The 23,999-nt window shown below is 72.1% G+C and carries 26 protein-coding genes; 14 read left to right on the top strand and 12 right to left on the bottom strand.

Features of this window, described 5'->3' with window-relative positions:
* Position 1 precedes the first annotated feature (1 nt).
* From ACFYXS_RS25160 to ACFYXS_RS25180, 5 genes are read left to right on the top strand one after another with little or no spacing between them, the layout of a single operon-like run.
* Positions 2 to 1,594 (top strand): ABC transporter ATP-binding protein, encoded by a 1,593-nt coding sequence (locus ACFYXS_RS25160; protein WP_389252284.1) that lies wholly within the window; start codon positions 2 to 4, stop codon positions 1,592 to 1,594.
* Entirely contained in the window at positions 1,591 to 2,706 is a 1,116-nt protein-coding gene (locus tag ACFYXS_RS25165; protein WP_389251905.1) for an ABC transporter permease, read from the top strand. The genes ACFYXS_RS25160 and ACFYXS_RS25165 overlap by 4 nt, the downstream gene beginning before the upstream one ends.
* Positions 2,703 to 3,992: an ABC transporter permease gene (locus ACFYXS_RS25170; protein WP_389251907.1), complete on the top strand. Its 1,290-nt coding sequence runs from the start codon at positions 2,703 to 2,705 to the stop codon at positions 3,990 to 3,992. The genes ACFYXS_RS25165 and ACFYXS_RS25170 overlap by 4 nt, the downstream gene beginning before the upstream one ends.
* Positions 3,989 to 4,411, top strand: coding sequence for a cytidine deaminase (locus ACFYXS_RS25175; protein ID WP_389251909.1), 423 nt, complete (start codon positions 3,989 to 3,991; stop codon positions 4,409 to 4,411). The genes ACFYXS_RS25170 and ACFYXS_RS25175 overlap by 4 nt, the downstream gene beginning before the upstream one ends.
* 15 nt (positions 4,412 to 4,426) lie before the next feature.
* Entirely contained in the window at positions 4,427 to 5,704 is a 1,278-nt protein-coding gene (locus ACFYXS_RS25180; RefSeq protein WP_389251911.1) for a thymidine phosphorylase, read from the top strand.
* An 88-nt stretch (positions 5,705 to 5,792) separates the two neighbouring features.
* Here the strand turns inward: ACFYXS_RS25180 and ACFYXS_RS25185 are convergent, their stop codons facing one another.
* Positions 5,793 to 7,064, bottom strand: coding sequence for an MFS transporter (locus tag ACFYXS_RS25185; protein ID WP_389251913.1), 1,272 nt, complete (start codon positions 7,062 to 7,064; stop codon positions 5,793 to 5,795).
* Between the two features lie 63 nt (positions 7,065 to 7,127).
* Between ACFYXS_RS25185 and ACFYXS_RS25190 the strand changes: the two genes are divergently transcribed.
* A complete protein-coding gene (locus ACFYXS_RS25190) occupies positions 7,128 to 8,108 on the top strand; it encodes a LysR family transcriptional regulator (RefSeq protein ID WP_389251915.1) in 981 nt (326 codons plus the stop codon).
* On the opposite strand, the gene ACFYXS_RS25195 is transcribed toward ACFYXS_RS25190, so the two are convergent.
* The gene (locus ACFYXS_RS25195) at positions 8,095 to 8,295 is read right to left on the bottom strand and encodes a DUF5999 family protein (RefSeq protein WP_389251918.1); all 201 of its coding nucleotides are present in this window, start codon (positions 8,293 to 8,295) and stop codon (positions 8,095 to 8,097) included. The genes ACFYXS_RS25190 and ACFYXS_RS25195 overlap by 14 nt on opposite strands.
* 115 nt (positions 8,296 to 8,410) lie before the next feature.
* Positions 8,411 to 9,190 carry a dienelactone hydrolase family protein gene (locus ACFYXS_RS25200; protein WP_389251920.1) on the bottom strand — a complete coding sequence of 260 codons (780 nt, stop codon included), beginning with the start codon at positions 9,188 to 9,190 and terminating at the stop codon, positions 8,411 to 8,413.
* Positions 9,191 to 9,291: 101 nt separating this feature from the next.
* Between ACFYXS_RS25200 and ACFYXS_RS25205 the strand changes: the two genes are divergently transcribed.
* Both ACFYXS_RS25205 and ACFYXS_RS25210 read left to right on the top strand, forming a co-directional pair.
* On the top strand, positions 9,292 to 10,485 hold the full coding sequence (locus tag ACFYXS_RS25205; protein WP_389251922.1) for an adenosine deaminase: 1,194 nt from the start codon (positions 9,292 to 9,294) through the stop codon (positions 10,483 to 10,485).
* A 168-nt stretch (positions 10,486 to 10,653) separates the two neighbouring features.
* Positions 10,654 to 10,998 carry a hypothetical protein gene (locus ACFYXS_RS25210; protein WP_389251924.1) on the top strand — a complete coding sequence of 115 codons (345 nt, stop codon included), beginning with the start codon at positions 10,654 to 10,656 and terminating at the stop codon, positions 10,996 to 10,998.
* A gap of 67 nt (positions 10,999 to 11,065) precedes the next feature.
* On the opposite strand, the gene ACFYXS_RS25215 is transcribed toward ACFYXS_RS25210, so the two are convergent.
* The 5 genes from ACFYXS_RS25215 to ACFYXS_RS25235 form a co-directional block, all read right to left on the bottom strand.
* Entirely contained in the window at positions 11,066 to 11,266 is a 201-nt protein-coding gene (locus ACFYXS_RS25215; RefSeq protein WP_389251926.1) for a PspC domain-containing protein, read from the bottom strand.
* Between the two features lie 85 nt (positions 11,267 to 11,351).
* Complete coding sequence (locus ACFYXS_RS25220; RefSeq protein WP_389251928.1) at positions 11,352 to 11,843, bottom strand: VanZ family protein; 492 nt, start codon at positions 11,841 to 11,843, stop codon at positions 11,352 to 11,354.
* 53 nt (positions 11,844 to 11,896) lie between these two features.
* Positions 11,897 to 12,616, bottom strand: coding sequence for a hypothetical protein (locus tag ACFYXS_RS25225; RefSeq protein WP_389251930.1), 720 nt, complete (start codon positions 12,614 to 12,616; stop codon positions 11,897 to 11,899).
* Positions 12,613 to 14,166: an ATP-binding protein gene (locus ACFYXS_RS25230; RefSeq protein WP_389251932.1), complete on the bottom strand. Its 1,554-nt coding sequence runs from the start codon at positions 14,164 to 14,166 to the stop codon at positions 12,613 to 12,615. Before ACFYXS_RS25230 ends, ACFYXS_RS25225 begins: the two co-directional genes overlap by 4 nt.
* Positions 14,163 to 14,840, bottom strand: coding sequence for a response regulator transcription factor (locus ACFYXS_RS25235; protein WP_319658662.1), 678 nt, complete (start codon positions 14,838 to 14,840; stop codon positions 14,163 to 14,165). The genes ACFYXS_RS25230 and ACFYXS_RS25235 overlap by 4 nt, the downstream gene beginning before the upstream one ends.
* 187 nt (positions 14,841 to 15,027) lie before the next feature.
* Between ACFYXS_RS25235 and ACFYXS_RS25240 the strand changes: the two genes are divergently transcribed.
* Positions 15,028 to 15,870 (top strand): SigE family RNA polymerase sigma factor, encoded by an 843-nt coding sequence (locus ACFYXS_RS25240; RefSeq protein ID WP_389251934.1) that lies wholly within the window; start codon positions 15,028 to 15,030, stop codon positions 15,868 to 15,870.
* 138 nt (positions 15,871 to 16,008) lie between these two features.
* Here ACFYXS_RS25240 and ACFYXS_RS25245 read toward each other — a convergent pair whose 3' ends face one another.
* Positions 16,009 to 16,629, bottom strand: a complete 621-nt coding sequence (locus tag ACFYXS_RS25245) for an ATP-binding protein (protein WP_389251936.1) — start codon at positions 16,627 to 16,629, stop codon at positions 16,009 to 16,011.
* A gap of 180 nt (positions 16,630 to 16,809) precedes the next feature.
* Here ACFYXS_RS25245 and ACFYXS_RS25250 point away from each other — a divergent pair, with 180 nt between their 5' ends.
* On the top strand, positions 16,810 to 17,163 hold the full coding sequence (locus tag ACFYXS_RS25250) for a hypothetical protein (protein ID WP_389251938.1): 354 nt from the start codon (positions 16,810 to 16,812) through the stop codon (positions 17,161 to 17,163).
* A gap of 297 nt (positions 17,164 to 17,460) precedes the next feature.
* Positions 17,461 to 17,820 carry a hypothetical protein gene (locus ACFYXS_RS25255; protein ID WP_389251940.1) on the top strand — a complete coding sequence of 120 codons (360 nt, stop codon included), beginning with the start codon at positions 17,461 to 17,463 and terminating at the stop codon, positions 17,818 to 17,820.
* Here the strand turns inward: ACFYXS_RS25255 and ACFYXS_RS25260 are convergent.
* The 3 genes from ACFYXS_RS25260 to deoC are packed head-to-tail and all read right to left on the bottom strand — an operon-like array spanning position 17,814 to position 21,219.
* Positions 17,814 to 18,737 (bottom strand): aldehyde dehydrogenase family protein, encoded by a 924-nt coding sequence (locus ACFYXS_RS25260; protein WP_389251942.1) that lies wholly within the window; start codon positions 18,735 to 18,737, stop codon positions 17,814 to 17,816. The genes ACFYXS_RS25255 and ACFYXS_RS25260 overlap by 7 nt on opposite strands.
* Positions 18,730 to 20,217: an aldehyde dehydrogenase family protein gene (locus ACFYXS_RS25265; RefSeq protein WP_389251944.1), complete on the bottom strand. Its 1,488-nt coding sequence runs from the start codon at positions 20,215 to 20,217 to the stop codon at positions 18,730 to 18,732. The genes ACFYXS_RS25260 and ACFYXS_RS25265 overlap by 8 nt, the downstream gene beginning before the upstream one ends.
* A 6-nt stretch (positions 20,218 to 20,223) precedes the next feature.
* Positions 20,224 to 21,219 carry a deoxyribose-phosphate aldolase gene (gene deoC, locus ACFYXS_RS25270; RefSeq protein ID WP_319658820.1) on the bottom strand — a complete coding sequence of 332 codons (996 nt, stop codon included), beginning with the start codon at positions 21,217 to 21,219 and terminating at the stop codon, positions 20,224 to 20,226.
* Between the two features lie 131 nt (positions 21,220 to 21,350).
* Between deoC and ACFYXS_RS25275 the strand changes: the two genes are divergently transcribed.
* The 3 genes from ACFYXS_RS25275 to ACFYXS_RS25285 all read left to right on the top strand — a co-directional run bounded on the left by ACFYXS_RS25275 (position 21,351) and on the right by ACFYXS_RS25285 (position 23,645).
* Positions 21,351 to 21,884 (top strand): SigE family RNA polymerase sigma factor, encoded by a 534-nt coding sequence (locus ACFYXS_RS25275; protein WP_389251946.1) that lies wholly within the window; start codon positions 21,351 to 21,353, stop codon positions 21,882 to 21,884.
* Positions 21,885 to 21,937: 53 nt separating this feature from the next.
* Positions 21,938 to 22,906, top strand: coding sequence for a hypothetical protein (locus tag ACFYXS_RS25280; RefSeq protein ID WP_389251948.1), 969 nt, complete (start codon positions 21,938 to 21,940; stop codon positions 22,904 to 22,906).
* 79 nt (positions 22,907 to 22,985) lie between these two features.
* Entirely contained in the window at positions 22,986 to 23,645 is a 660-nt protein-coding gene (locus ACFYXS_RS25285; RefSeq protein WP_389251950.1) for a PH domain-containing protein, read from the top strand.
* Positions 23,646 to 23,999: the final 354 nt, after the last annotated feature.

Consider the following 23,999-nt stretch of genomic DNA (forward strand, 5'->3'; position numbering starts at 1 on the left):
CATCAACGCGTCCAGCACCCCCAGTCCCCCTAGCCCCCATGCCGTCGAACTGCGCGGCATCACCAAGCGATTTCCCGGTGTCGTGGCCAACCACGACATCGACATCACCGTCCGCCGCGGCACCGTGCACGCCCTCGTGGGCGAGAACGGCGCCGGCAAGTCGACCCTGATGAAGATCCTCTACGGCATGCAGAAGCCGGACGAGGGCACCATCACCGTCGACGGCGAGCGCGTCACCTTCCACGACCCGGGCGACGCCATCGCCCGCGGCATCGGCATGGTGCACCAGCACTTCATGCTCGCCGACAACCTCACGGTCCTCGAGAACGTCGTGCTCGGCAGCGAGAAGCTCCACGGCATCGGCGGCCGCGCCCGTGCCCGGATCAAGGAGATCTCGGACGCCTACGGCCTCGGAGTGCGGCCGGACGTCCTGGTGGAAGACCTCGGTGTCGCCGACCGTCAGCGTGTCGAGATCCTCAAGGTCCTCTTCCGAGGCGCCCGTACGCTGATCCTCGACGAGCCGACGGCGGTCCTGGTCCCGCAGGAGGTCGACGCGCTCTTCGACAACCTGCGCGGTCTGAAGGCCGAGGGCCTGACCGTCATCTTCATCTCGCACAAGCTCGGCGAGGTGCTCTCCGTCGCGGACGAGATCACGGTCATCCGGCGCGGCACCACGGTCGGCTCCGCCGACCCGAAGACCACGACCCCCAAGCAGCTCGCGGAACTCATGGTCGGCAGCGAACTGCCGTCCCCGGAGACCCGCGAGTCCACGGTCACCGACGTCCCGATGCTGACCGTCGACGGTCTGCACCTGTCGGAGACCGACCTGGAGGGCATCGAGCGCGTCGTCCTGGACCGGATCTCGCTGACCATCCACAAGGGCGAGATCCTGGGCATCGCGGGCGTCGAGGGCAACGGCCAGGCGGAACTGGTCGAGGCGATCATGGGCATCCTCGCGCCCGACGCCGGCCGGATCACCCTCGGCACCACGGACATCACCCACCTCCCGACGCGCAAGCGCCGCGAGGACGGCATCGGCTACATCCCCGAGGACCGCCACCGGCACGCGCTGCTGCTGGAGGCCCCGCTGTGGGAGAACCGCATCCTCGGCCACGTCACCGAGCGCCCGAACAGCAAGGGCGTCCTCCTGGACCCGGCCGCGGCCCGTCGCGACACCGAGCGGATCGTGCGCGAGTACGACGTCCGCACCCCCGGTATCGAGGTCACCGCCGCGTCCCTGTCCGGCGGCAACCAGCAGAAGCTGATCGTCGGCCGCGAGATGAGCCACCAGCCGAAGCTGCTGATCGCCGCGCACCCCACCCGGGGTGTGGACGTCGGCGCCCAGGCCCAGATCTGGGACCAGATCCGCGAGGCCCGGCGCGACGGCCTGGCCGTACTGCTGATCTCCGCCGACCTGGACGAGCTGATCGGCCTGTCCGACACCCTGCGCGTCATGTACCGCGGCCGCCTGGTCGCCGACGCCGACCCCGCCACCATCACCCCGGAGCAGCTGGGCTCCGCGATGACGGGCGCCGCCGCCGGTCATCTCGAGCACGAGAACGGCGACGCCGCCAACGGGGGAGAGGACCGATGAAGAAGATCGACAAGGAGCGGCTGCTCCTCGCGGTCGCCGCGCCCGTGCTGGCGATCGTCGCCTCGTTCGTGATCACCGCACTCGTGCTGCTGGCCACCGGCAAGGAGCCGTTCGGCGCCTTCAGCACGATGATCGACTACGGCTTCAAGAGCGACAGCCAGGTCGAGATCCTCAACAAGGCGACCACCTACTACATCGCGGGTATCGCGGTCGCCGTCGGCTTCCGCATGAACCTGTTCAACATCGGCGTCGAGGGCCAGTACCGGCTCGGCGTCTTCTTCGCCGCCGCGGTCGGCGGGGCGGTGACCCTGCCGAGCTTCCTGCAGATCCCGCTGATCATCGTGGTGGCCATGGTGGTCGGCGGTATGTGGGCCGGCATCGCGGGCGTCCTGAAGACCACCCGCGGCGTCAGCGAGGTCATCGCGACCATCATGCTGAACGCGATCGCGCTGTCGATCGTCGGCTACTTCCTCAAGGCGGGCCGGCTCGGCCACCTCGACAAGGCGCAGACGTCCGTGTCGACCACGCCGCTGCCCTCGTCCGGCCACCTGTTCAACTTCGACATGGGTGAGGACATCGGCCAGATCTACGGCTTCGTCGTCCTCGCCGTGATCATCGGCGTCGGCTACTGGTTCGTCCTCGGCCGCACCCGCTTCGGCTTCGACCTGCGCAGCGTCGGCCTGTCCGAGAGCGCGGCCACCGCCAGCGGCGTCAGCGTCAAGCGCATGGTCGTCATCAGCATGCTGATCTCCGGCGGCCTGGCGGGCCTGACCGGTCTGCCGCTGCTGCTGAACGACGTCCACGCGTACGGTGCCGACCTCTTCCCGGCCGGCATCGGCTTCACCGGCATCTCGGTGGCGCTGCTCGGCCGCAACAACCCGATCGGCGTCGCGCTGGCCGCGCTGCTGTGGGGCTTCCTGGAGCGCGGCTCCGGCCGCCTGGAGTTCGACGGCTACGACAAGGAGATCGTCGGCGTCATGCAGGGCGTCATCGTCCTCAGTGTCGTCATCGCCTACGAGCTCGTCCGCCGCTACGGCCTCAAGCGCCAGCAGCAGAAGGTCGGGGAGCAGCTCGCAGCCCAGGCCGGCATCAAGAAGGAGGTGACGGCGTGACCGCCACGACGACCCGCACCCCGCCGCCCGCGGCTCCCAAGTCGGCCGGCACCAAGGGCCGCACGTTCCGCCTCTCCTTCCCGATGATCCTGCTGATCGTCGCCGCCGCGCTGGCGCTGGTGTCGGTCGTACGGATCGTCACGGGCCAGGACCAGCTCACCGCGCAGGGCCAGATCACCGCGGCCCTCGGTCTCGCCGTGCCGATCGGTCTGGCCGGTCTGGCCGGTCTGTGGTCCGAGCGCTCCGGCGTGGTCAACATCGGCCTCGAGGGCATGATGATCCTCGGCACCTTCTTCGGTGCCTGGGCCGGCTGGCAGACCAACCCCTGGATCGGCGTGCTCGCCGGTGTCGTCGGCGGCGCGGTCGGCGGTCTGGTCCACGCGGTCGCGACCGTCACCTTCGGCGTCGACCACATCATCTCCGGTGTGGCCATCAACATCCTGGCGCTCGGCGCGACGCAGTACCTCGCCAAGCTGTGGTTCACCAACGGCGAGGCGGCGGCCAAGGGCGGCAACCCCAAGCAGTCCCCGCCGATCGACTCGCTGCCGTCGTTCGACATCCCCGGGCTGTCCGACTGGCTGGGCGGCATCGAGAAGCACGGCTGGTTCTTCGTCTCCGACCTCGCCGGCGTCATCGGCGGACTCGTCACCGACGTCTCGGCGCTGACGCTCGTCGCCGCCGTGCTCTTCGTCGGCAGCTTCTTCCTGCTGTGGCGCACGGCCTTCGGCCTGCGGCTGCGGTCGGCCGGCGAGAACCCGGTGGCCGCCGAGTCGCTCGGCGTCAACGTGTACCTGTACAAGTACGTCGCCGTGATCGTCTCCGGTGCCCTCGCCGGCCTCGGCGGCGCCTTCCTGGCGATGGTGCCCACGCACATCTACCTGGAGGGCCAGACCGGCGGCCGCGGCTACATCGGTCTCGCCGCGATGATCTTCGGCAACTGGCGGGTGGGCGGTCTCGCCGCCGGCGCCGGCCTGTTCGGCTACTCCGACGCGCTCCAGCTGCGCAACGGCGGTCCCACCGTCCACGCGCTGCTGCTGCTCCTGGTGGTCCTGCTGGTGCTGCTCGGCGCCTGGAAGCTGTGGAAGCGCAACCTGTGGCAGGGCGTGACCAGCCTGGCCGTGGGCGCGCTGGTGCTGGTCTGGTACCTGCTCACCGACGAGGTCCCGGCCGAGTTCGTCGGCGCGACCCCGTACGTCGTCACCCTGCTGGTGCTCTCCCTGTCGGCGCAACGCCTGCGCATGCCCAAGGCTGACGGTATGCGCTACCGAAAGGGTCAAGGAAAGTGACCGGCACCGCGGGCCCGGCCGACCCCGGCGGGGTCGACTGGGAGGGCCTGCGGGCGCAGGCCCGGGACGCCATGTCCCGGGCCTATGTGCCCTACTCCCACTTCCCGGTGGGAGCGGCCGCCCTGGTGGACGACGGCCGTGTCATCGCCGCGTGCAACGTGGAGAACGCCAGCTACGGCCTCGGCCTGTGCGCAGAGTGCGGACTGGTCTCGCTCCTGCACGCGACGGGGGGCGGCCGGCTCGTCGCGTTCACCTGCGTCGACCGCAACGGCGACCAGCTGATGCCCTGCGGCCGCTGCCGCCAGCTGCTGTGGGAGCACGGCGGCCCCGATCTGCTGGTCGAGATGTCCGACGGCATCCGCACCATGCGGGACGTCCTGCCCGACGCGTTCGGCCCGGACGACCTGACCAACCGCTGAGAAGGTACGTGAACTATGGACGCCATTTCCGTCATCCGCACCAAGCGCGACGGCGGCCGTCTCGACGACGGGCAGATCGACTGGGTCATCGACGCCTACACCAAGGGTGAGGTCGCCGACGAGCAGATGTCCGCGCTCGCCATGGCGATCCTGCTCAACGGCATGGACCGGGCGGAGATCGCCCGCTGGACCGCGGCGATGATCAACAGCGGCGAGCGCATGGACTTCTCCTCGCTGCCGCGGCCCACCGCCGACAAGCACTCCACCGGCGGTGTCGGCGACAAGATCACGCTGCCGCTCGCGCCCGTCGTGGCCGCCTGCGGCGCCGCCGTGCCCCAGCTGTCCGGGCGGGGCCTCGGCCACACCGGGGGCACCCTGGACAAGCTGGAGTCCATCCCCGGCTGGCGGGCGCTGCTGTCCAACGAGGAGATGCTGCGGGTCCTGGGCGACGCCGGCGCGGTCATCTGCGCGGCGGGCGACGGCCTCGCCCCGGCGGACAAGAAGCTGTACGCGCTGCGCGACGTGACCGGCACCGTCGAGGCGATCCCGCTGATCGCCTCCTCGATCATGTCGAAGAAGATCGCCGAGGGCACGGGCTCGCTCGTGCTCGACGTCAAGGTCGGCTCCGGCGCCTTCATGAAGAACCTGGAGCAGGCCCGCGAACTGGCCTCCACCATGGTGGGCCTGGGCACCGACCACGGCGTGCGGACGGTCGCCCTGCTGACCGACATGGCGACCCCGCTGGGCCTGACCGCGGGCAACGCCCTGGAGGTCCGCGAGTCCGTCGAGGTGCTGGCGGGCGGCGGTCCCGCCGACGTGGTGGAGCTGACCATCGCGCTGGCCCGCGAGATGCTCGACGCGGCCGGCCTGAAGGACGCCGACCCCGCCAAGGCACTGGCCGACGGCTCCGCCATGGACGTGTGGCGCCGCATGATCGCCGCCCAGGGCGGCGACCCGGACGCGGTGCTGCCCGTCGCGCGGGAGCGGCACGTGGTCACCGCGGAGAAGTCCGGCGTGCTCACCGGGCTGGACGCCTACGCCGTCGGCGTCGCCGCCTGGCGCCTCGGTGCGGGCCGCGCCCGCAAGGAGGACCCGGTGCAGGCCGGTGCCGGTGTCGAGATCCACGCCAAGCCCGGCGCGACGGTCACGCAGGGGCAGCCGCTGCTGACCCTGCACACCGACACCCCGGAGAAGTTCGACTACGCCCTGGCGGCACTCGACGGCGGCGTCGAGATCTCCGCGGCGGGCACGGCGTTCACGCCCCGGCCGATCGTGCTGGACCGTATCGCCTGACCGGGCGGGCCCCGGTGAGGGGACAGGGAGCGGGGCCGGTGGACGTCCACCGGCCCCGCTCGCTTCCCCTCCGCGTGGTGCGCGCGGCTCAGCCGGCGGTGCGGACCGCCCGGCCGCGGTGCTCGGCGAGGGCGCGCCGGGTGGCGTGCAGGGTGATCGCGGCGACGCCCACGACCGCGGCGAGGCAGAGCACGACCGTGCCGTCCCAGCCCGCCGAGTGGAAGGCGGACGCCCCCAGGGTGCCGCCGAGGCTGTTGCCGATGTAGTACGCCGTCAGATAGAGGGCGGAGGCCTGGGCGCGGCCGGTGGTGGCGGTGCGGCTGACGGAGCCGGAGGCGATGGCGTGACCGGTGAAGAAGCCGGCGGTGATCAGCACCAGGCCGGTGAGCACGGCCACGAGGGAGTTCGCGAGGCTCAGCAGCAAGCCGGTGGTCACGAGCCCCGCGGCGACGTACAGGGCGCCGCGACGGCCTATACGGCCGTGCAGCACGCCCGAGGCCGCCGAGGCGGCGGTACCCACCAGGTAGACCAGGAAGATGAGGCCGATGGCGGTCTGGGAGAGGCCGAAGGGCTCCTCGCCGAGCCGGTAGCCCAGGACGTTGTAGACGGCGCCGAAGACCGCCATGAAGAGCAGCCCGATCGCGTAGAGGCGGCGCAGCAGCGGCGTCCGCAGGTGGCCCGCGACGGTGCGCAGCAGGGCCGCCGGATTGACCGGCCCCGGACGAAAGTTGCGCGCGGGCGGGATCAGCAGGCGGAAGGCGACGGCGCACAGCAGCGCCATGGCGCCGGCGGCGAACAGCGCGGTGCGCCAGCCGAAGGCCTGGGCCAGGGCGCCGGTCAGGACCCGGGAGCTCATCCCGCCGATGCTGTTGCCCGCCACGTACAGTCCGATCGCGGAGGCCACCGCCTTGGGGTGGATCTCCTCGGCCAGGTAGGCCATGGCCGTCGCGGGCAGCCCCGCCAGGGCCACGCCCTGCATGGCGCGCAGGACCACGAGCGTGGTCAGGTCCGGGGCGAAGGGGATGACCAGGGCGAGTGCCGAGGCGCTGAACACCGAGGTCGTCATCACCGCGGTACGGCCGTACTTCTCGCTCAGCGCGCTCACCGGCAGCAGGGCCAGCGCGAGTGCGGCCGTGGTGGCCGAGACGGTGAGGCTGGCCTGCGCCGGGGTGAGCGAGAGGCCCGCGGAGAGCGCGGGCAGCAGGGCCTGTGTCGAGTAGAGCAGGGCGAAGGTCGCGAGACCGGCGGCGAACAGCGCCACATTGGCGCGGCGGTAGCCGGGTCCGCCCGGGCGGAGCGCGTCGGCGAAGGCGGCGTCCGGCCGTGTCACGGCGGACGCCCCTGTATCGGCAGGAGGCATGTCCCCACGCTAGGACCGGTCCGTTTCATGCGTCCAATGCACGGACTGGCCATAATCGTTCCTATGGTGCATGAGGCGAGGTCAACGACGCCGGTTCCGCCGTCCCGTGACGCGGGCGACATCCGCGCGGAGCTGGACAGCGCGTCCTGGGCGGCCGTCCTCGCGCCGCGGCTCGCGCAGTTCGCGGCGGTCGCGCGACACGAGCACGTGACCCGGGCGGCGCGGGAGCTGGGCGTGCCGCAGTCGACGCTCAGCCGGGCGATGGTCCGGCTGGAGACCGATCTGGGCGTCACGCTCTTCGCCCGCCAGGGGCGCACCGTCTCGCTCACCCCCGCCGGGCGCGGCTTCCTCGGCTCCGTGGAGCGCGCGCTGGCGGAGGTGGAGCGGTCGGCGGAGTCGGCACGCGCCGGAGCCGACCCGGAGACCGGGCTCGTCGCCTTCGGCTTCCTGCACACTCTCGGCTCGGAGACCGTACCGGCCCTGCTGCGGGAGTTCCGCGCCGACCACCCGCGGGTGCGGTTCCAGCTCGTGCAGAACTACAGCGAGGCGATGCTGGCCGGCCTGCGCGCGGGTCAGCTGGACCTCTGCCTGACCTCACCGGTCCCCGACGCGCCCGATCTGGTCACCCGGCGCCTGGACGAGCAGCGGCTGCGGCTGGTCGTGCCCGCCGACCACCGGCTCGCGGGACGGCGCAGGATCCGGCTCGCGGAGGCCGCCGGTGAACTCTTCGTCACCCTCGAACCGGGCTACGGGCTGCGGCGGATCGCCGACACCCTCTGCGCCGAGGCCGGTTTCACCCCGCGCGTCGCCTTCGAGGGCGAGGAGACGGAGACGCTGCGCGGCCTGGTCGCCGCGGGGCTGGGAGTGGCGCTGCTGCCACCGCCGCTGGTGCCCCGTCCCGGTGTGGTGGAGCTGTCGGTGACGGCGCCGCGCGCGGTGCGCGAGATCGGGGTGGCCTGGCTCGGCGGTCACCCGGACACGGCGCCCGTGGCGGCCTTCAAGAAGTTCCTGGTCGGGCGGCGCGGCAGGCTCATCCCGGGGTGAGTTGCGCGTCCGTCGGACGGCGCGGATCGACGACCCGGCCGTCGGGCAGGATCTCCCCGGTGTCCTCGAAGAGCAGGACGCCGTTGCACAGCAGACTCCAGCCCTGCTCGCTGTGGGACGCCGTCACATGCGCCGCCTCACGGTCGGAAGCGTCGGCGGACGGGCATTGCGGCTGGTGCAGACACATGACGGACCTCACTTTCCACCGGCTGTGGCGATGTTTCCCCGCCCCGCCGACACGGGCCGTACGGCCGTGCGGCGCGCAGGCGAACGCCGGGACAGCTCTTGGTGCCGAGGGCCCGTCAGTGCAGCGGAGCGCGGCCGAAACCCGCCGCCAGCGGCATGCGCAGACCGAGCGGGGGAGGGGCGGCGAGGGCATCGGCGACCGGACGGGCGAAGGAACGTCCCAGCAGGGTCCCGAGGACGAAGTCGGCGGCCAGCGCGGAGACTTCGGAACGGTGCTCGGTCAGCAGATGGCCGTCGGAGTGCACCTCGAAGCGGCACACGTCCCGATTGACCTTCTTCGCGCGCTCGGCGAGCCGGTAGGACAGGTCGGGGTGGGTGGAGTGGTCGTTCGTGCCGTGCACGATCATCACGTGGCGGCCGATCAACTGCTTGACGGGATCGGGCTCCAGGGCGTCGGGCAGCCACGGGGCCATCGCCACGACGGAGTTGACGGCCGGGTGGCCGGCCGCCCGCAGTGCCGCGCGGCCGCCCATGTCCATGCCGACCAGGGCCACCGGCACGTCGCCGTACCGCTGTACGACCTCGTCCACGGCCCACTGGGCGTCCTCCGCGGGGTGGGCGTGACCCCCATTCCAGCCGCGGAAGCGGTAGTGCACGACGTGCACGGCCAGGCCCTCGCCCCGGCCGGCCGCCCGGACCAGCCGCCGGGCCAGGGGCACCACGGCGGCGGCCGCCACCGGCGAACGCCGGCGCGTGCTCAGCGCGCTGCCCCCGGGCAGCACGAGTACGGCGGCCCGGACCGTCTCGTCCGATTCCCGCCGTGCCGCCGGGGTCAGCCCCGGAGTGACTCTCTTTCCCAACCGCGCACCACGCACCGGTAAAGCTTGCGAAGCCATGGCGTAACCATGGCAGACGGGAAGGTGTGCACGACCTGGCCGGGAGGTCAATATTCGGCATCATCCACGGGTTCTACGCGCGTAGGGGATATCGTGCGGCAATGACGAGCCCACGCACGGTCGCCCTGCCCCCGGCCTCGCCCGGGGCGACCCCCACGCCCGAGCAGATCCGGCGCGCGCCGAAGGTCCTGCTGCACGACCATCTCGACGGCGGCGTGCGCCCCGGAACCGTCGTCGACCTGGCGCGTGCGGCGGGCTACGACGCCCTGCCGGAGACCGACCCGGACAAGCTCGGCACCTGGTTCCGCGAGGCGGCCGACTCCGGCTCCCTGGAACGGTACTTGGAGACGTTCTCGCACACCGTCGGCGTCATGCAGACCCCCGAGGCGCTCCACCGGGTCGCCGCCGAGTGCGCGGAGGACCTGGCGGCCGACGGCGTCGTCTACGCCGAGGTGCGGTACGCCCCCGAACTCCACGTCGAGCGCGGGCTCGGACTGGAGCAGGTCGTCGAGGCCGTCAACGAGGGCTTCCGGGAGGGCGAGCGCCGGGCCCGCGAGGCCGGCCACCGCATCCGGGTCGGCGTGCTGCTCACCGCGATGCGGCACGCCGCCCGCTCCCAGGAGATCGCCGAACTCGCCAACGCCCACCGCGACCGCGGCGTCGTCGGGTTCGACATCGCGGGCGCCGAGGCGGGCTTCCCGCCCACCCGCCACCTGGACGCCTTCGAGTACCTGAAGCGGGAGAACTTCCACTTCACCATCCACGCCGGCGAGGCGTTCGGCCTGCCCTCCATCTGGCAGGCCCTGCAGTGGTGCGGCGCCGACCGGCTCGGCCACGGCGTGCGCATCATCGACGACATCCAGGTCGCCGACGACGGCACGGTCACCCTCGGCCGGCTCGCCGACTACGTGCGCGACAAGCGCATCCCCCTGGAGATGTGCCCGACCTCCAACCTGCAGACCGGCGCCGCCGCCTCCTACGCCGAGCACCCCATCGGTCTGCTGCGCCGGCTGCACTTCCGCGTCACCGTGAACACCGACAACCGGCTGATGAGCGGTACGAGCATGAGCCGCGAGTTCGGCGAGCTGGTGAGCGCCTTCGGGTACACCCTCGACGACATGCAGTGGTTCACGGTCAACGCGATGAAGTCCGCGTTCATCCCTTTCGATGAACGGCTGGCGATGATCAATGACGTCATCAAGCCCGGATACGCCGAACTGAAGGCCGAGTGGTTGTTCCGCCAGACGTCCGCCGCACCGCCCTCGGCCAGCGGTTCCGCGTCCGAGGGGGAGTGACCGGCGGGGCGGGCGGGGGCGCGCCGGGGCGGTGACGGCGCGGCGCGCGGCCGTGCGCGTCCGCTTGCGCCGCGGTGCCCCGCCTCGCTACGTTCCGGATTCCCGCGGTTACGGCCCGTGTGCCGGCGCGGCGGACGCTCCATCTCCCCCATCACGAGGATCGCAACCATGAAGACCGGAACCGTCAAGACTCTCGGTGCCGCCGCGCTGGGCGTGGCCTTCGTCGGTGCCGCCGCGGGCGCCGCATCCGCCGCCCCGGCGACGACCGACATGGGCCTGCCCCAGGTGCCGAACCTGCCGGCCACCTCTCTGCCGGTCAACCAGGTGGCCAAGTCGGTCCCGCTCGACTCGCTCGCCGGCAACCTGCCCAAGACGGGCAGCGTCGTCCCCGGCGCGCAGAACACCCCCGTCGCGCTCAACACGCTGCTCGGTGGCCTGCCCATCGGCAAGCTGCCGATCGGGCAGCTCCCCCTGGGCCAGCTCCCGCTGCAGGGCCTGCCCATCGGCGGCTGACCCCGTCCGTGCGCGAGGGCCGCACCCCCACCGGGGGTGCGGCCCTCGCGCGTCGTGGCGCCGGCGGCTACATCGCGGCCGAGGTACGCCCCTCGGCGGGCAGCACGATCCACAGCGCCAGGTAGAGCAGGAACTGCGGGCCGGGCAGCAGGCAGGAGAGCAGGAAGATCACGCGCATCGTGGTGTGCGAGGTGCCGAACCGGTCGGCGAGCCCGGCGCAGACCCCGGCGATCATCCGGCCGTGACGCGGGCGGACCAGAGACGACATGGCGGGTGCTCCTTCGGGAGTTCCAGGCCGGTCCCTCCGGCCGATGACATCACCGTACGAGCGCATACCACCGCGAATCATCGCTCTACGGGGCGACCCCGACCCTGGAAATCCTCGGGGTCCGGCCCCGAGAGCCGGCCGGGCCCGGGGCCGTGACCCGCGCACCGCGCCGCCGCAGCCAGGCCCGCGCGGCCGGCACGACCGCGAGGTGCGTCAGCGCGACGCCCGCGGTGTTGAGCAGCAGGGCGTCCACGTCGAAGATCTGGCCCGGCACACCGGTCTGCATGAACTCGAGGGCCAGCGAGATCATCAGCCCGGCGAACACCGTCCGCGCGAACGAACCCGCGCCGGAGACCCGTGCCCGCCCCCCGGCCATGGGCAGCAGCACCCCCAGCGGGGCCAGCAGCACCAGTCCGGCACCCAGCGCGCGGGCCGCCGCCAGGGGCGGCAGGGCGAGGTCGGTGCGGATCGTCGCCAGGGGGCGCAGGTTCGGCGCGTCGACCCAGGCGACGTACTGCGGTCGTAGCAGCAGCCATCCCACCAGGGCCAGATGAACCGCGGCGAGTATCAGGCCCACCGCGCGCACTTTCGGGAGAGAGCCGTTGCGCCGCACGAATGGAAGGACGTCCGTCACTTCACGGCGGTTCCAGCGGTTTCGGCGGCCCCGGGGTCCGTACGCAGGTCGCTGGTGCAGGTGAAACGACGCACCTGTGCGTTGTCCGAACCGCCCAGGATCACCGAGCCGTCGGAGGACAGCAAGGGATTGCCCGCGTAGGTGCACACCAACTGCGCGAGTGCGAACGGCGGCAGCTCCGACAGTGGCGCGCTCAGCCGCAGCGTGCCCCGGGGATCGCCGGTACGCGGTCCCTCCACGGCGAGGTCGCCCTGCACGGCGGTGCCGAAGCCGGCCGACGCCTCGGCCATGCCGAGCCGTTGCTGGAGTTCGCGCAGCAGCGCCACGGCCGTGCCGAGCCGGGTCAGCCCGGCGAGGGCGACGGAGCGGTGCACATCGGCGACCTGGGAACTGCACACCAGGTACACGGTGGCGACGGACTGCGCGGCGGAGGGCGCCGCCGTCGGGGAGGCCGAGGCCGAGGCCGGGGCGGAGGCAGTCGCGGTGGCAGAGGCAGAGGCAGAGGCCGTCGCCGTCGCCGTCGCCGGGGTGTCGTCCGGTACGGCGCACGACACCCGAGACGGCGCCGGTCCCGCGTCCACCGGTACGGAGGTCGTGCGGATGCCGCAGCCGGCCGCCAGCGCCGCGCACACCACGGCGAGGAGCGGGGCGCGCCACCGCCGGGCGAAGCCCGGCACCGCGGGATACGGGGCGGTGCCCCGGGGCGGCTGCGTCACGAGTTCACGTTCCCTTCCTCGGGCTCCGGGGCGAGATCGTCCCCGCCGCCCATCGGCAGCCGCAGCGTGAAGACCGCACCCCCGCCGGGGGCGTTGGCCGCGGTGATGCCGCCGCCGTGGATGTGCGCGTTCTCCAGGGCGATCGACAGGCCCAGACCGCTGCCCTCGGAACGGGCGCGGGAGGCGTCGGCCTTGAAGAACCGGTCGAAGACGTGCGGCAGGACGTCCTCGGGGATGCCGGGGCCGTTGTCGGCGACCTCGACGACCAGTTCCTCGCCGTCCTGCCGCACCTTGACCCGGACCGGCGAGCCGCCGTGCTTGAGGGCGTTGCCGATCAGGTTGGCCAGGATGACGTCCAGACGGCGCGGATCGAGTCGCGCGATGATGCCGCGCGGCGCGTCGAGGTCGACCGCGTCCAGCCAGGCACGGGTGTCCATGCACGCGGTGACCATGTCGGAGACGTCGACCGCGTCCTCGACGAGCCGGGCGGTGCCGGCGTCGAAGCGGGTGACCTCCATCAGGTTCTCCACCAGCTCGCCCAGCCGCTTGGTCTCGCTCACCACCAGCCGCACCGCCGGGGCGATCATCGGGTCGAGGGAGTCGGCCTCGTCCTCCAGCACCTCGGTCACGGCGGTGATCGCGGTCAGCGGGGTGCGCAGCTCGTGCGACATGTCGGCGACGAACCGCCGGCTGGCCGCCTCGCGCTGGCTGAGCTCGTCCACCCGCCGCTCCAGGCGCTCGGCGGTGCGGTTGAACGTCCGTGACAGCTGGGCGAGTTCGTCGGTGCCGGTGACGCGCAGCCGGGTGTCGAGCTTGCCCTCGCCGAGCCGCCGCGCGGCGTCCCCGAGCCGGGCCACGGGCCGCAGCACGGTGGAGGCGGCGGCCTGCGCCAGCAGCGCGGCGCCGATCAGGGCGAGCGCGGTCGCGATGCCCAGCGACCAGGCCAGCGAGTTGAGGTCCTTGCGCTCGGCCTCCAGCGACTTGAACATGTAGCCGGTCGGGCCGCCCCCGATCACCTTGGCGCCGCCCACCAGGTAGGGCTGGCCGCCGCGGGTGATCCGCTGCCAGTACAGGTGGTACTCGGCGGGGTCGCCCGGCTTGGGGTTGCGCTTCTCGACGGCCTTGCGCAGGGACTGCGGCACCGCGTCGAGCGAGAGCCCGTCGCTGCTCGACTTGGTCGCGCAGTGCTCGCCGTCCGGCCCGGTGCCGATGAGGATCACCTGGTAGTTCTGGGTGCTCGAGCCGATGCTGCGCGTCGCGTCGGCCAGCTTGTCGCAGGACGGATGGCGCGGCAGCGACCCCGCGTTGCGCGTCATCGACGCGCGGAAGTCGTTCAGCGCCGCGTTCTGGGCGCGGGTCAGTACGGCGTCGCGGTTGAGCCAGTACGCGATGCCGGAGGCGGACACGGCGGCGGCCAGCGCCACGGCGGCGAAGACCACCACCAGGCGCAGCCGCAGGCTCGTGAGCCGCAGCAATCGTGATCGCCAGCCGTTCAGCCGCTGGTCCGCGGCGTCGTCCTCGGCGGCGTACTCGTGATGCCCTGGATTCACGCCGGGGCGTCCAGGCGGTATCCGACGCCTCTGACGGTACGGATCAGGGTGGGTGACGACGGCACGTCCTCGATCTTGGCGCGCAGCCGCTGCACGCAGGCGTCGACCAGGCGGGAGTCACCGAGGTAGTCGTGCTCCCAGACCAGGCGCAGCAGTTGCTGCCGGGACAGCGCCTGCCCGGGCCGGCGGCTGAGCTCCAGCAGCAGGCGCAGTTCGGTGGGGGTCAGTTGCAGGTCCTCGCCGTTCTTCGTGACGGTCATCGCGGACCGGTCGATCACGATGCTGCCGAAGGCCGCCGAGTCGGAACTGTCCCGCTCGCCGCGGCGCAGCACCGCGCGGATACGGGCGTCCAGCACGCGCGGCTGGATCGGTTTGAGGACGTAGTCGTCCGCACCGGACTCCAGGCCCACGACGACGTCGATGTCGTCGCTCCGGGCGGTCAGCAGGATGATCGGCAGTTGGTCGGTGCGCCGGATGCGCCGGCACACCTCGAAACCGTCGATCCCGGGCAGCATGACGTCCAGCACGATCAGGTCCGGCCGCTGCTCGCGCAGCAGCTTCAGCCCGTCCTCGCCCGTCGCCGCGGCCACCACTCGGTGGCCTTGGCGTGACAGGGCGAGTTCGAGGCTCGCTCGGATGGCGTCGTCGTCCTCGATCAGCAACAGGAAAGGCACGCCCGCATTCTCCACCAAGGATGGCCGCGGAAGGTACCTGTGGCGTCTGTGACGGGCCTGTGACACTCGGCGGACAGCGTCATGAAACTGGCCCGGCAGTCTATTGGTCACGGCGAGGGCAGCCCTGGGCGAAGCCCCCGCCGGACCGAGACAGACACCAGGCAGGCTCCACCCACGGGGGCGCGAAATGAACGCACTGCACAGCACGACGACGGCAGTACTTCAGCCGCTCCCGCTCGTCTCCCACCAGCACGTCTGCAACGAGGAGCTTCGCCCGGCCGCCGCGGTGCACACCGCGGCGCGGGGCGTGGAGAAGTCCGGTGCCACGGGCGGGCGGGGGTGCGCTCGTGGCACCGGACGTGGGGTGATCCGCAACCGGCCGCCGTACTTCACGGCGATCGAGGGCGGTCACGGGGGACACGGGGGTGTCGCGTACGGAGAGGCCACGGGGGCCTCGGGGGACCTCGCCGGCCCGGCCACGGGCCGCGAGGAGGAGCGGCGGACCTCGGCGGAGGCGGACTTCACCGCCTACGTCCAGGAGCGCCGGGCCTCTCTGTACGCGACCGCGTACCACCTGACCGGTGACCGGTTCGAGGCGGAGGACCTGCTGCAGAGCGCGCTGTTCTCCACCTACCGGGCCTGGGACCGGATCAGCGACAAGGCGGCGGTCGGGGGTTACCTCCGCCGCACGATGACCAATCTGCACATCAGCGCCTGGCGGCGCCGCAAGCTCAACGAGTACCCGACCGAGGAACTGCCGGAGACGGTGGGCGACTGCGACGAGATGCGCGGCACCGAGCTGCGCGCCGTGCTCTGGCAGGCGCTCGCGAAGCTGCCGGAGACCCAGCGCACGATGCTGGTGCTGCGCTACTACGAGGGCCGCACCGACCCGGAGATCGCCGGCATCCTCGGCATCAGCGTCGGCACGGTGAAGAGCAGCATCTGGCGCTCGCTGCGCCGGCTGCGTGAGGACCAGACGCTCAGCGCGGGCGTCGACGAGGAAGGGGCGTTCGGCGAGCTGGTGGCCTGACGCCGCGGAGCCCCGGGGGGATCGGGGGAGCGGGGGCTCCACAGCGGGGGGAGGGGGAGAGGGAGCGGTCGCGTACGGCGGGGGGTCCGTGCGCACCGCTCCCTCGTCCATGTCTTACGGGAGTGCGAGCCGAATCGTTCAGACCCGGACGGGAATCGGTTCGTAACGAGCACCGGTGATCCGTTCCAGCGCCTCGTCCCGGTCGCACACATGGGCCCCGAGCGCCGAGTGCCGGGCCACGATGTGCCGTTCGGCCCGCATCAGGTTCCAGCCGCGGCGCAGCAGGAAGGGCACCGACTTGCGGCCCTCGCGCAGGTCCCGCACGAAGCGGCGGCGGGCGGTGGTGACCGCACCCCGGCTCAGGCACAGGGCGTCGGCGAGCAGCCCCAGGTCGCCGCACCGCGCGGCGATGTCGGCGGCGAAGATGCCCTCGGCGATGAACAGCGGTGCCCCGTCGAGCTCCACGGCCGTGCTGCCGGTGACGGAGCTGGACGAGAGGTCGTACTCGGGGACGTCGGTCCGTCCGGTCGCGCAGAGTTCGGCGACCGCGGCGAGGGCGGCGTCGGCGTTCCAGGACACCGGCGAGTCCCAGTCGGTGCCGATGCCGCTGGGCAGCGCCGGGAGGGTCGGGTCGTCGCCCTCCTTGTAGAAGTCGTCCAGGCGGAGGATCGGCAGCCCGGTACGGGCGGCGAGCGAGGACTTGCCGGACCCGGAGGGGCCGGTCAGCAGGATCACGCGGGCGACGAGGTGGGGGCTCACGGAACACCAGTGTGGGGCATTCCGCCTTTGGAGTGACCCTCGGGGACATGTTTTGGACGCGTGATGTTCAACCGAATACCGTACGTGGCGACATCGTCGCGTACGGAGACGGCCGCCGGCCCGCGACCGGCCCCGGTCTCCGGCCCGGCACCGGTTCAGTGACCAGGCAGGTGGACCTTCATGGCGCAGCTCTCCCGTACCCTTCTCCGCACCGCAGCCCTCGCGGTGTCGTCCGTCGCCGCCCTCGCGGTGGCCGGGGCGGCGCAGGCGGGCGCGGCGCAGCCCGACGGGCAGGGCAGCGCCGACAAGTCCGCCAAGGAGACCGCGTCGGCCGTCGTCGGCACCATCAACTACCTGCCGGTCAACCCCCTGGCGCGCACCAGCGTCAACCCCCTGGACAACGCGGTGGGTTCGCAGGTCAGCGACTTCAAGCCGGTCTCCACCGCCATGCTCACCAAGCCGGTCGCCGACAGCCGCTCGGTCGCCGACCTGCCGCTGGTCGGCGGCCTCGTGCGCACGCTCCAGGGCCACTGACCGTCGTTTCCGCTTCGCCCCGCTCTGACCAGCGACTTTCGGTCAGGCGGGGCGCGTCGTCCCGCGTGAATGAGGGACAACTTCGGTGTGAAGCCCTTTCGGTATTCGGACCGATGGGACGTCCCGCGCGGCACCGCCCACTACATTCCGCTCGCCAAGATCCGCCGCAGCGGCGGTCCGGGCCGAACGGGGAAATGGGGTGGGGGACAGGTGACGGCGGCACGCAAGGACCGCGGACCTGCACCGGGTGCACGGTGGAGTGTCGAGCGTTCCTCGGACGGGGGCCACCACTGGCGCATGAGGGCGCACAACGGACGGGTGGTGGCGGTGGCGGCCGAAAGCAGGCCCGACCCCGGCGCCTGCCATGCCGACTTCACGCTGCTGAAGAGCCTGCTCGGGCAACTCACCTGCGTGATGCTGCACGCCCCCGGGGACGGCAGCGGGTGGTGCTGGTCCGCACGTGACGTGCGAGGGCGCACGCTTGCGGTTTCCCCCCGCGCCTACGAGCGCTACTCGACCTGCCAGACGGCGTACGAGCGCTTCGTCTCCTTATTGGCGGACACGACGACGGACGACGCCGGGGACCCGGCGACCCGTCCGGCCGCCGGGAAGGCTCCCCGGCGGCCGGACGGGCCGCCGGGGAGTCCGGGTCAGTAGGCGGAGCCGGAGCCCGCGCCCGCACCCGCCGGGTGCCACACGGTCTTCGTCTCCAGGAACGCGGTCATGCGCTCCGTACCGGGCTCGGCCGCCCAGTCCACAGCCTGTGGACGCAGCACCCGCTTGAGGTTGTCCGCGGCGGCCACCTCCAACTCCCGGGCCAGCTCGGCGTCGTGCGCCGCGCCCGCGAGGTCGATGGCGTTGACGTCCTGGTGCGCGGCGAGCGTCGGCGCGACCTCGGAGGTCCGGCCGGACAGCAGGTTGACCACACCGCCGGGCACGTCCGAGGTGGCCAGCACCTCACCCAGCGACAGCGCGGGCAGCGGGGCCTTCTCGCTCGTGACGACGACCGCCGTGTTGCCGGTGGCGATCACCGGGGCGATCACCGACACCAGGCCGAGGAAGGACGACTCCTGCGGCGCGAGGACCGCCACGACACCGGTGGGCTCGGGGCTGGAGAGGTTGAAGTACGGCCCCGCCACCGGGTTGGCGCCGCCGACGACCTGGGCGATCTTGTCCGTCCACCCCGCGTACCAGACCCAGCGGTCGATCGCGGCGTCCACCACGGCGGCCGCCTTGGACTTCGACAGGCCCTCGGCCTCGGCGACCTCGCGCACGAACTGGTCCCGCCGGCCCTCCAGCATCTCCGCGACGCGGTAGAGGACCTGGCCCCGGTTGTACGCGGTCGCGCCGGACCAGCCGGCCACGGCCTTGCGGGCGGCGGAGACCGCGTCGCGGGCGTCCTTGCGGGAGGACTGCGGGGCGTTGGCGAGCCAGTCGCCCTTGGAGTCGGTCACCTCGTACACCCGCCCGCTCTCGCTGCGGGGGAACTTGCCCCCGACGAACAGCTTGTAGGTCTTGAAGACGGACAGCCGCGCCGCCTCTGACTTCTCGGGCTTGTCAGACTTCTCAGACATCGAGGTACCCCTCCAGACCGTGCCGGCCGCCCTCGCGGCCGAAGCCGGACTCCTTGTAGCCGCCGAAAGGCGAGGTCGGGTCGAACTTGTTGAACGTGTTGGCCCACACCACGCCCGCGCGGAGCTGGTTCGCGACCGACAGGATGCGCGAGCCCTTCTCCGTCCAGATGCCGGCCGACAGGCCGTACGGGGTGTTGTTGGCCTTCTCCACAGCCTCGGCCGGGGTGCGGAAGGTCAGCACGGACAGCACCGGGCCGAAGATCTCCTCGCGGGCGATGCGGTGCGCCTGGGTGACACCGGTGAACAGCGTCGGCGCGAACCAGTAGCCGGACGAGGGCAGTTCGCACTCGGGGGACCAGCGCTCGGCGCCCTCGGCCTCGCCGGCCTCGGCGAGCGCGGTGATCCGCGCCAGCTGCTCGGCGGAGTTGATGGCGCCGACGTCGGTGTTCTTGTCCAGCGGGTCGCCGACGCGCAGCGTCGACAGCCGGCGCTTGAGCGCGTCCAGCACCTCGTCGGCCACCGACTCCTGCAGCAGCAGGCGGGAGCCGGCGCAGCAGACCTGGCCCTGGTTGAAGAAGATGCCGTTGACGATGCCCTCGACGGCCTGGTCGATCGGGGCGTCGTCGAAGACGATGTTGGCGCCCTTGCCGCCCAGCTCCAGCGTGACCTTCTTCTTCGTGCCGGCGACGCTGCGGGCGATCTGCTTGCCGACCCCGGTGGAGCCGGTGAAGGCGACCTTGTCGACGTCCTCGTGCGCGACGAGCGCGGCGCCGGCGTCTCCGTAGCCGGGGAGGATGTTGACGACGCCCTTGGGCAGGCCCGCCTGACGGCAGATGTCGGCGAAGAAGAGGGCGGACAGCGGCGTGGTCTCGGCGGGCTTGAGGACCACGGTGTTGCCGGCGGCCAGCGCCGGGGCGATCTTCCACGCCAGCATCAGCAGCGGGAAGTTCCACGGGATGACCTGGCCGGCCACGCCCAGCGGGCGGGGGTCGGGGCCGTAGCCGGCGTGCGAGAGCTTGTCCGCCCAGCCGGCGTAGTAGAAGAAGTGCGCGGCGACCAGCGGGAGGTCGGCGTCGCGGGTCTCCTTGATCGGCTTGCCGTTGTCCAGCGTCTCCAGCACGGCCAGTTCGCGCGAGCGCTCCTGGACGATCCGCGCGATGCGGAACAGGTACTTGGCCCGCTCGGAGCCGGGCAGCGCCGACCACGAGGTGAAGGCGCGGCGGGCGGCCCGCACGGCGCGGTCCACGTCCGCCTCACCGGCCCGGGCGACCTCGGAGAGCACTTCCTCGGTGGACGGGCTGACGGTCTTGAAGACCCGGCCGTCGGAAGCCTCGGTGAACTCGCCGTCGATGAACAGGCCGTAGGAGGGGGCGATGTCGACGACGGAACGGGACTCCGGCGCGGGCGCGTACGCGAAGGCGGATCCCGGCCTCGGCTGCCCGGACTGCTGCGCGTGGTTCTTCTGCGTGTTCTTGGTCATGGGTTCTCAGTCCACCGTCACGTAGTCGGGACCGGAGTAGCGGCCGGTGCTCAGCTTCTGGCGCTGCATGAGCAGGTCGTTGAGCAGGCTGGACGCGCCGAAGCGGAACCACTCGTTGCTCAGCCACTCGTCGCCCACGGTCTCGTTCACCAGCACCAGGAACTTGATGGCGTCCTTGGAGGTGCGGATGCCGCCGGCGGGCTTCACGCCGATCTGGACGCCGGTGGCGGCGCGGAAGTCGCGCACGGCCTCCAGCATCAGCAGGGTGTTGGCGGGGGTCGCGTTGACCGCGACCTTGCCGGTCGAGGTCTTGATGAAGTCGGCGCCGGCGAGCATGCCGAGCCATGAGGCGCGGCGGATGTTGTCGTACGTCGCCAGCTCGCCGGTCTCGAAGATCACCTTGAGGCGGGCGGAGCTTCCGTCGGCGCGGCGGCAGGCTTCCTTGACCGCCTTGATCTCCTCGAAGACCTTCAGATAGCGGCCGGAGAGGAAGGCGCCGCGGTCGATGACCATGTCGACCTCGTCGGCTCCGGCGGCCACCGCGTCGGCGGTGTCGGCGAGCTTGACGGGCAGCGCGGCACGGCCGGCCGGGAAGGCGGTGGCGACGGAGGCGACCCGGACGCCGGAGGAGCCGAGGGACTCCTTGGCGATCGCCGCCATGTCCGGGTAGACGCAGATCGCGGCGACCTGGGGGGCCGTGCGGTCGGTCGGGTCCGGGGTGACGCCCTTGGCGCACAGCGCCCGGACCTTGCCCGGGGTGTCCGCGCCTTCGAGCGTGGTCAGGTCGATCATGGAGATCGCCAGGTCGATGGCGTACGCCTTCGCCGTGGTCTTGATCGAGCGGGTGCCGAGGCTTGCGGCGCGGGCCTCGAGGCCGACCGCGTCGACGCCGGGCAGCCCGTGCAGGAAGCGGCGCAGCGCGGCGTCGGAGGACGTGACGTCGGACATCGACGCCAGCCTCGCCGCGGCGTCCGGGCCGTGAGCGGGAACAGTGGTGGGCATGGTCACCAGACGAGCATATCTACGCGCGTAGCGAATGTCACCGGGGACAAACGGATCCATCTGATCCCACCGGGTCGCCCGGGCAACCGAATCCGGAGCAGTGGTGGTCTGGTGGGTGAAGGGGGTCATCGATGAACGCAGACCACGAGGCGGAGTTCCAAGGGTACGTCCGCGCCAGATGGGCCCAGCTGGTGAGGACGGCCTATCTGCTCACGGGTGACAGGCATCACGCCGAGGACCTCGCGCAGACCGCCCTCGCCAAGGCCTACCGGTCCTGGCGCAGGATCCAGCGCAGGGACAATCCCGACGCCTATGTGCGCCGGATCCTGATCACCTGCAACAAGGACCGGTTCCGCAAGAAACGGGTGCCCGAGCGGCTGGTGGACATGCCGCCTGACGGTGCCGGCGCCGATCCCACGGCCCGTGTGGCACAGCGGCAGGTGCTGCTGGCGGCTCTCGGGGAGCTGCCGAGCCGGCAGCGGGCCGTGGTGGTGCTGCGCTACTGGGACGACCTGTCGGAGACCGAGGTGGCCGAGTCCCTGGGCTGCTCGGTCGGCACGGTCAAGAGCCAGGCGGCCAAGGGGCTGGCCAAGCTCCGCGTCCGGCTGGGTCCCGCGGTGGAGCGCGCGGAAGCCGGCGCGGGCGTGGGCGTGCGGACGTCATGAGGCACAGCGGACAGCGGGCAGCGCAAGAGGACCGGGGAGAGCGGAGGAGTCCGATGAGGGACACAGGACACGGCGCGGGGCACGGCCCGGCGGAGAAGGACACGGAGTTCGAGGCCGTGCTGCGCGAGCTCCTGGGGGAGCAGACGGAGGCGTTCCGGGCGGGTGAGGCGCCCGTCGCCTCGATCGTGCGGCAGGGCAGGACGCACCGCAGACGCCGCATGGCCGCCGCCGGGGCGGGGCTGGCCGTGCTGGCCGCGCTGCCGGGGACGGCCCTGGCGGTGCACTTCCAGCCGGACGGGCGCAGCACGACCGCCCTGCCCGGCGACGCCGCCTCGTCGGCCGCGACGACGGCGAGTGCCGCTCCGCAGCACTCCTCCGCGTCGCCGCCGGTGAGCCGGACGCCGAGCGGTCCCGAGGGGCCGCTCACAGCCGGGCAGCTCACGGACGGCATCACGCTGAAGCGGGCGGGCAGCGTGCTGGAGAAGTGCCTGGCAGCCCAGAAGGCTCACGAGCACAAGGGGTTTCCCTCCAACGACCTCGACAAGGCCGAGGACTACCGCGTCATCCTGGCGATGAACGCCACGGGCGACGAGAACTCCCCCGGCGACGGCATCAATGTCGTGGCGGTGGAGAAGTCCGGCGGCACCCCCACCCGGCTGATCTGCACCGAGAAGAAGGGCGCGGAGCCGGGTGTCAACGCCAGCGTGGGCGCCGACCCCGAGCGGGGACGCGTGCAGCCGGACATCAACGCCTTCCGGCTCTACAAGATGGACACCGCCACCGGCCCGGGCCTGCCGTACGTCTTTCCCTTCCGCTGGGGCAGCATCGGCACGGTGGAGCCCGGGATCGGCAAGGTCACCGTCGCCTACGGCGGTGTCACGCAGCAGGCGGTGCTCGACCACGGGTACTTCGTCGCGACCGGCGTCCTGACCAAGGCGGTGAGCGCCCTGCCGCACATCCAGGGCTATGACACCGCGGGCAAGCTGGTCTACGACTCGGCCGAGGACAAGGGGTACGAGTAGGGCAGCCCCTGACGCCGATGCACTAACGCAACCTCCGCCCGGTGAGGCAGCGACGGCCCGTCGGGCACAATCTGATCTCATGACGAGCTCGCAGACCCCCGCCCCCGACCCGCAGCCCGAACCGGGGCAGCCGAAGTACGCCGACCGGTCCTTCCGCTCGGCGGCCGGTATCGCCGGCGGCGTGATCATGCTCGCCATCGCCCTCTGGCTCGGTATCGACGCGATCGTCCGGGGGGCCGGCCGCACCCCCTGGGTCGCGCTTGCCCTGCTGGTGCTGATCGTCCCGCTGATCGTCGCCTTCAGCCTGCGGCCGGTGGTCTTCGCCGGGGAGGGGCGGCTGCGGGTGCGCAACCCCTTCCGGACGATCACCGCGCCGTGGGCCGCAGTGGAGGGGTTGCGCTCCGGTTACTCCACGGAGCTGTTCGCCGGGGGCAAGAAGTACCAGCTGTGGGCGGTGCCGGTGTCGATGCGTGCCCGCAAGCGCGCGGTGCGGGCCCAGGCCCGGGCAGGGGCCGCGAACGATCCGGGCGCGGCCGCGAGCAGGCGCTTCGGCGGGTCGGACCCCGTCCCCACCAGGGCCTGGTCCGACCGGGTCGTCGCCGAGCTGCGTGAGCTCGCCGAGAAGAACGCGGGCCGGGACACCGCCCAGGGCGAGGTGTCGGTCCGCTGGGCGTACGAGGTGATCGCCCCCGCGGCGGCCGGGGCGATCGCCCTGGTGGTCCTGCTCGCCACGGGGTGAGCCGGCGGCCCCTGCGCGGGGCCGGCTCCGGCCGGCTTCGCCCAGAGGACATGAGCGCGCCCCCCACCGGGCCCGGGCGGCAGACGGCCCGCACCCTCAGTGCCCCGTGGCCGTCCCGGCTTCGGGGCACGTCCGCTGAGATCTCAGGGGAGTGCCGCACCCGGCCGCCCGCGGCCCGGAACGGTCGGGAGAGCGAATAACCCCACCCCGCGGGCGCCACCTCCGTCAATAGGCCGTCCCCGCGTGCTCCGCCCGGGGAATAGGCGCCCTCGAAAACAGGAACGGCACGCCAGGGCCGAATTCCGTACGGCGGGCGCGCGGTTTTTCTTCCGTGTGGAAGTCAATTCCGGTCCG

The organism is Streptomyces sp. NPDC002574 (assembly GCF_042889545.1).
In the GTDB taxonomy this organism is placed as follows: domain Bacteria; phylum Actinomycetota; class Actinomycetes; order Streptomycetales; family Streptomycetaceae; genus Actinacidiphila.

Excerpts from the sequence above, each read along its gene's own strand:
- ACFYXS_RS25190 (WP_389251915.1), top strand. The coding sequence starts at position 7,128 with ATGGTGCATGAGGCGAGGTCAACGACGCCGGTTCCGCCGTCCCGTGAC.
- ACFYXS_RS25265 (WP_389251944.1), bottom strand. The coding sequence starts at position 20,217 with ATGACCAAGAACACGCAGAAGAACCACGCGCAGCAGTCCGGGCAGCCG.
- ACFYXS_RS25210 (WP_389251924.1), top strand. The coding sequence starts at position 10,654 with ATGAAGACCGGAACCGTCAAGACTCTCGGTGCCGCCGCGCTGGGCGTG.
- ACFYXS_RS25200 (WP_389251920.1), bottom strand. The coding sequence starts at position 9,190 with ATGGCTTCGCAAGCTTTACCGGTGCGTGGTGCGCGGTTGGGAAAGAGA.
- ACFYXS_RS25185 (WP_389251913.1), bottom strand. The coding sequence starts at position 7,064 with ATGCCTCCTGCCGATACAGGGGCGTCCGCCGTGACACGGCCGGACGCC.
- ACFYXS_RS25240 (WP_389251934.1), top strand. The coding sequence starts at position 15,028 with ATGAACGCACTGCACAGCACGACGACGGCAGTACTTCAGCCGCTCCCG.
- ACFYXS_RS25250 (WP_389251938.1), top strand. The coding sequence starts at position 16,810 with ATGGCGCAGCTCTCCCGTACCCTTCTCCGCACCGCAGCCCTCGCGGTG.
- ACFYXS_RS25260 (WP_389251942.1), bottom strand. The coding sequence starts at position 18,737 with ATGTCTGAGAAGTCTGACAAGCCCGAGAAGTCAGAGGCGGCGCGGCTG.
- ACFYXS_RS25180 (WP_389251911.1), top strand. The coding sequence starts at position 4,427 with ATGGACGCCATTTCCGTCATCCGCACCAAGCGCGACGGCGGCCGTCTC.
- ACFYXS_RS25280 (WP_389251948.1), top strand. The coding sequence starts at position 21,938 with ATGAGGGACACAGGACACGGCGCGGGGCACGGCCCGGCGGAGAAGGAC.
- ACFYXS_RS25285 (WP_389251950.1), top strand. The coding sequence starts at position 22,986 with ATGACGAGCTCGCAGACCCCCGCCCCCGACCCGCAGCCCGAACCGGGG.
- ACFYXS_RS25195 (WP_389251918.1), bottom strand. The coding sequence starts at position 8,295 with ATGTGTCTGCACCAGCCGCAATGCCCGTCCGCCGACGCTTCCGACCGT.
- ACFYXS_RS25215 (WP_389251926.1), bottom strand. The coding sequence starts at position 11,266 with ATGTCGTCTCTGGTCCGCCCGCGTCACGGCCGGATGATCGCCGGGGTC.
- deoC (WP_319658820.1), bottom strand. The coding sequence starts at position 21,219 with ATGCCCACCACTGTTCCCGCTCACGGCCCGGACGCCGCGGCGAGGCTG.
- ACFYXS_RS25275 (WP_389251946.1), top strand. The coding sequence starts at position 21,351 with ATGAACGCAGACCACGAGGCGGAGTTCCAAGGGTACGTCCGCGCCAGA.
- ACFYXS_RS25205 (WP_389251922.1), top strand. The coding sequence starts at position 9,292 with ATGACGAGCCCACGCACGGTCGCCCTGCCCCCGGCCTCGCCCGGGGCG.
- ACFYXS_RS25165 (WP_389251905.1), top strand. The coding sequence starts at position 1,591 with ATGAAGAAGATCGACAAGGAGCGGCTGCTCCTCGCGGTCGCCGCGCCC.
- ACFYXS_RS25255 (WP_389251940.1), top strand. The coding sequence starts at position 17,461 with ATGAGGGCGCACAACGGACGGGTGGTGGCGGTGGCGGCCGAAAGCAGG.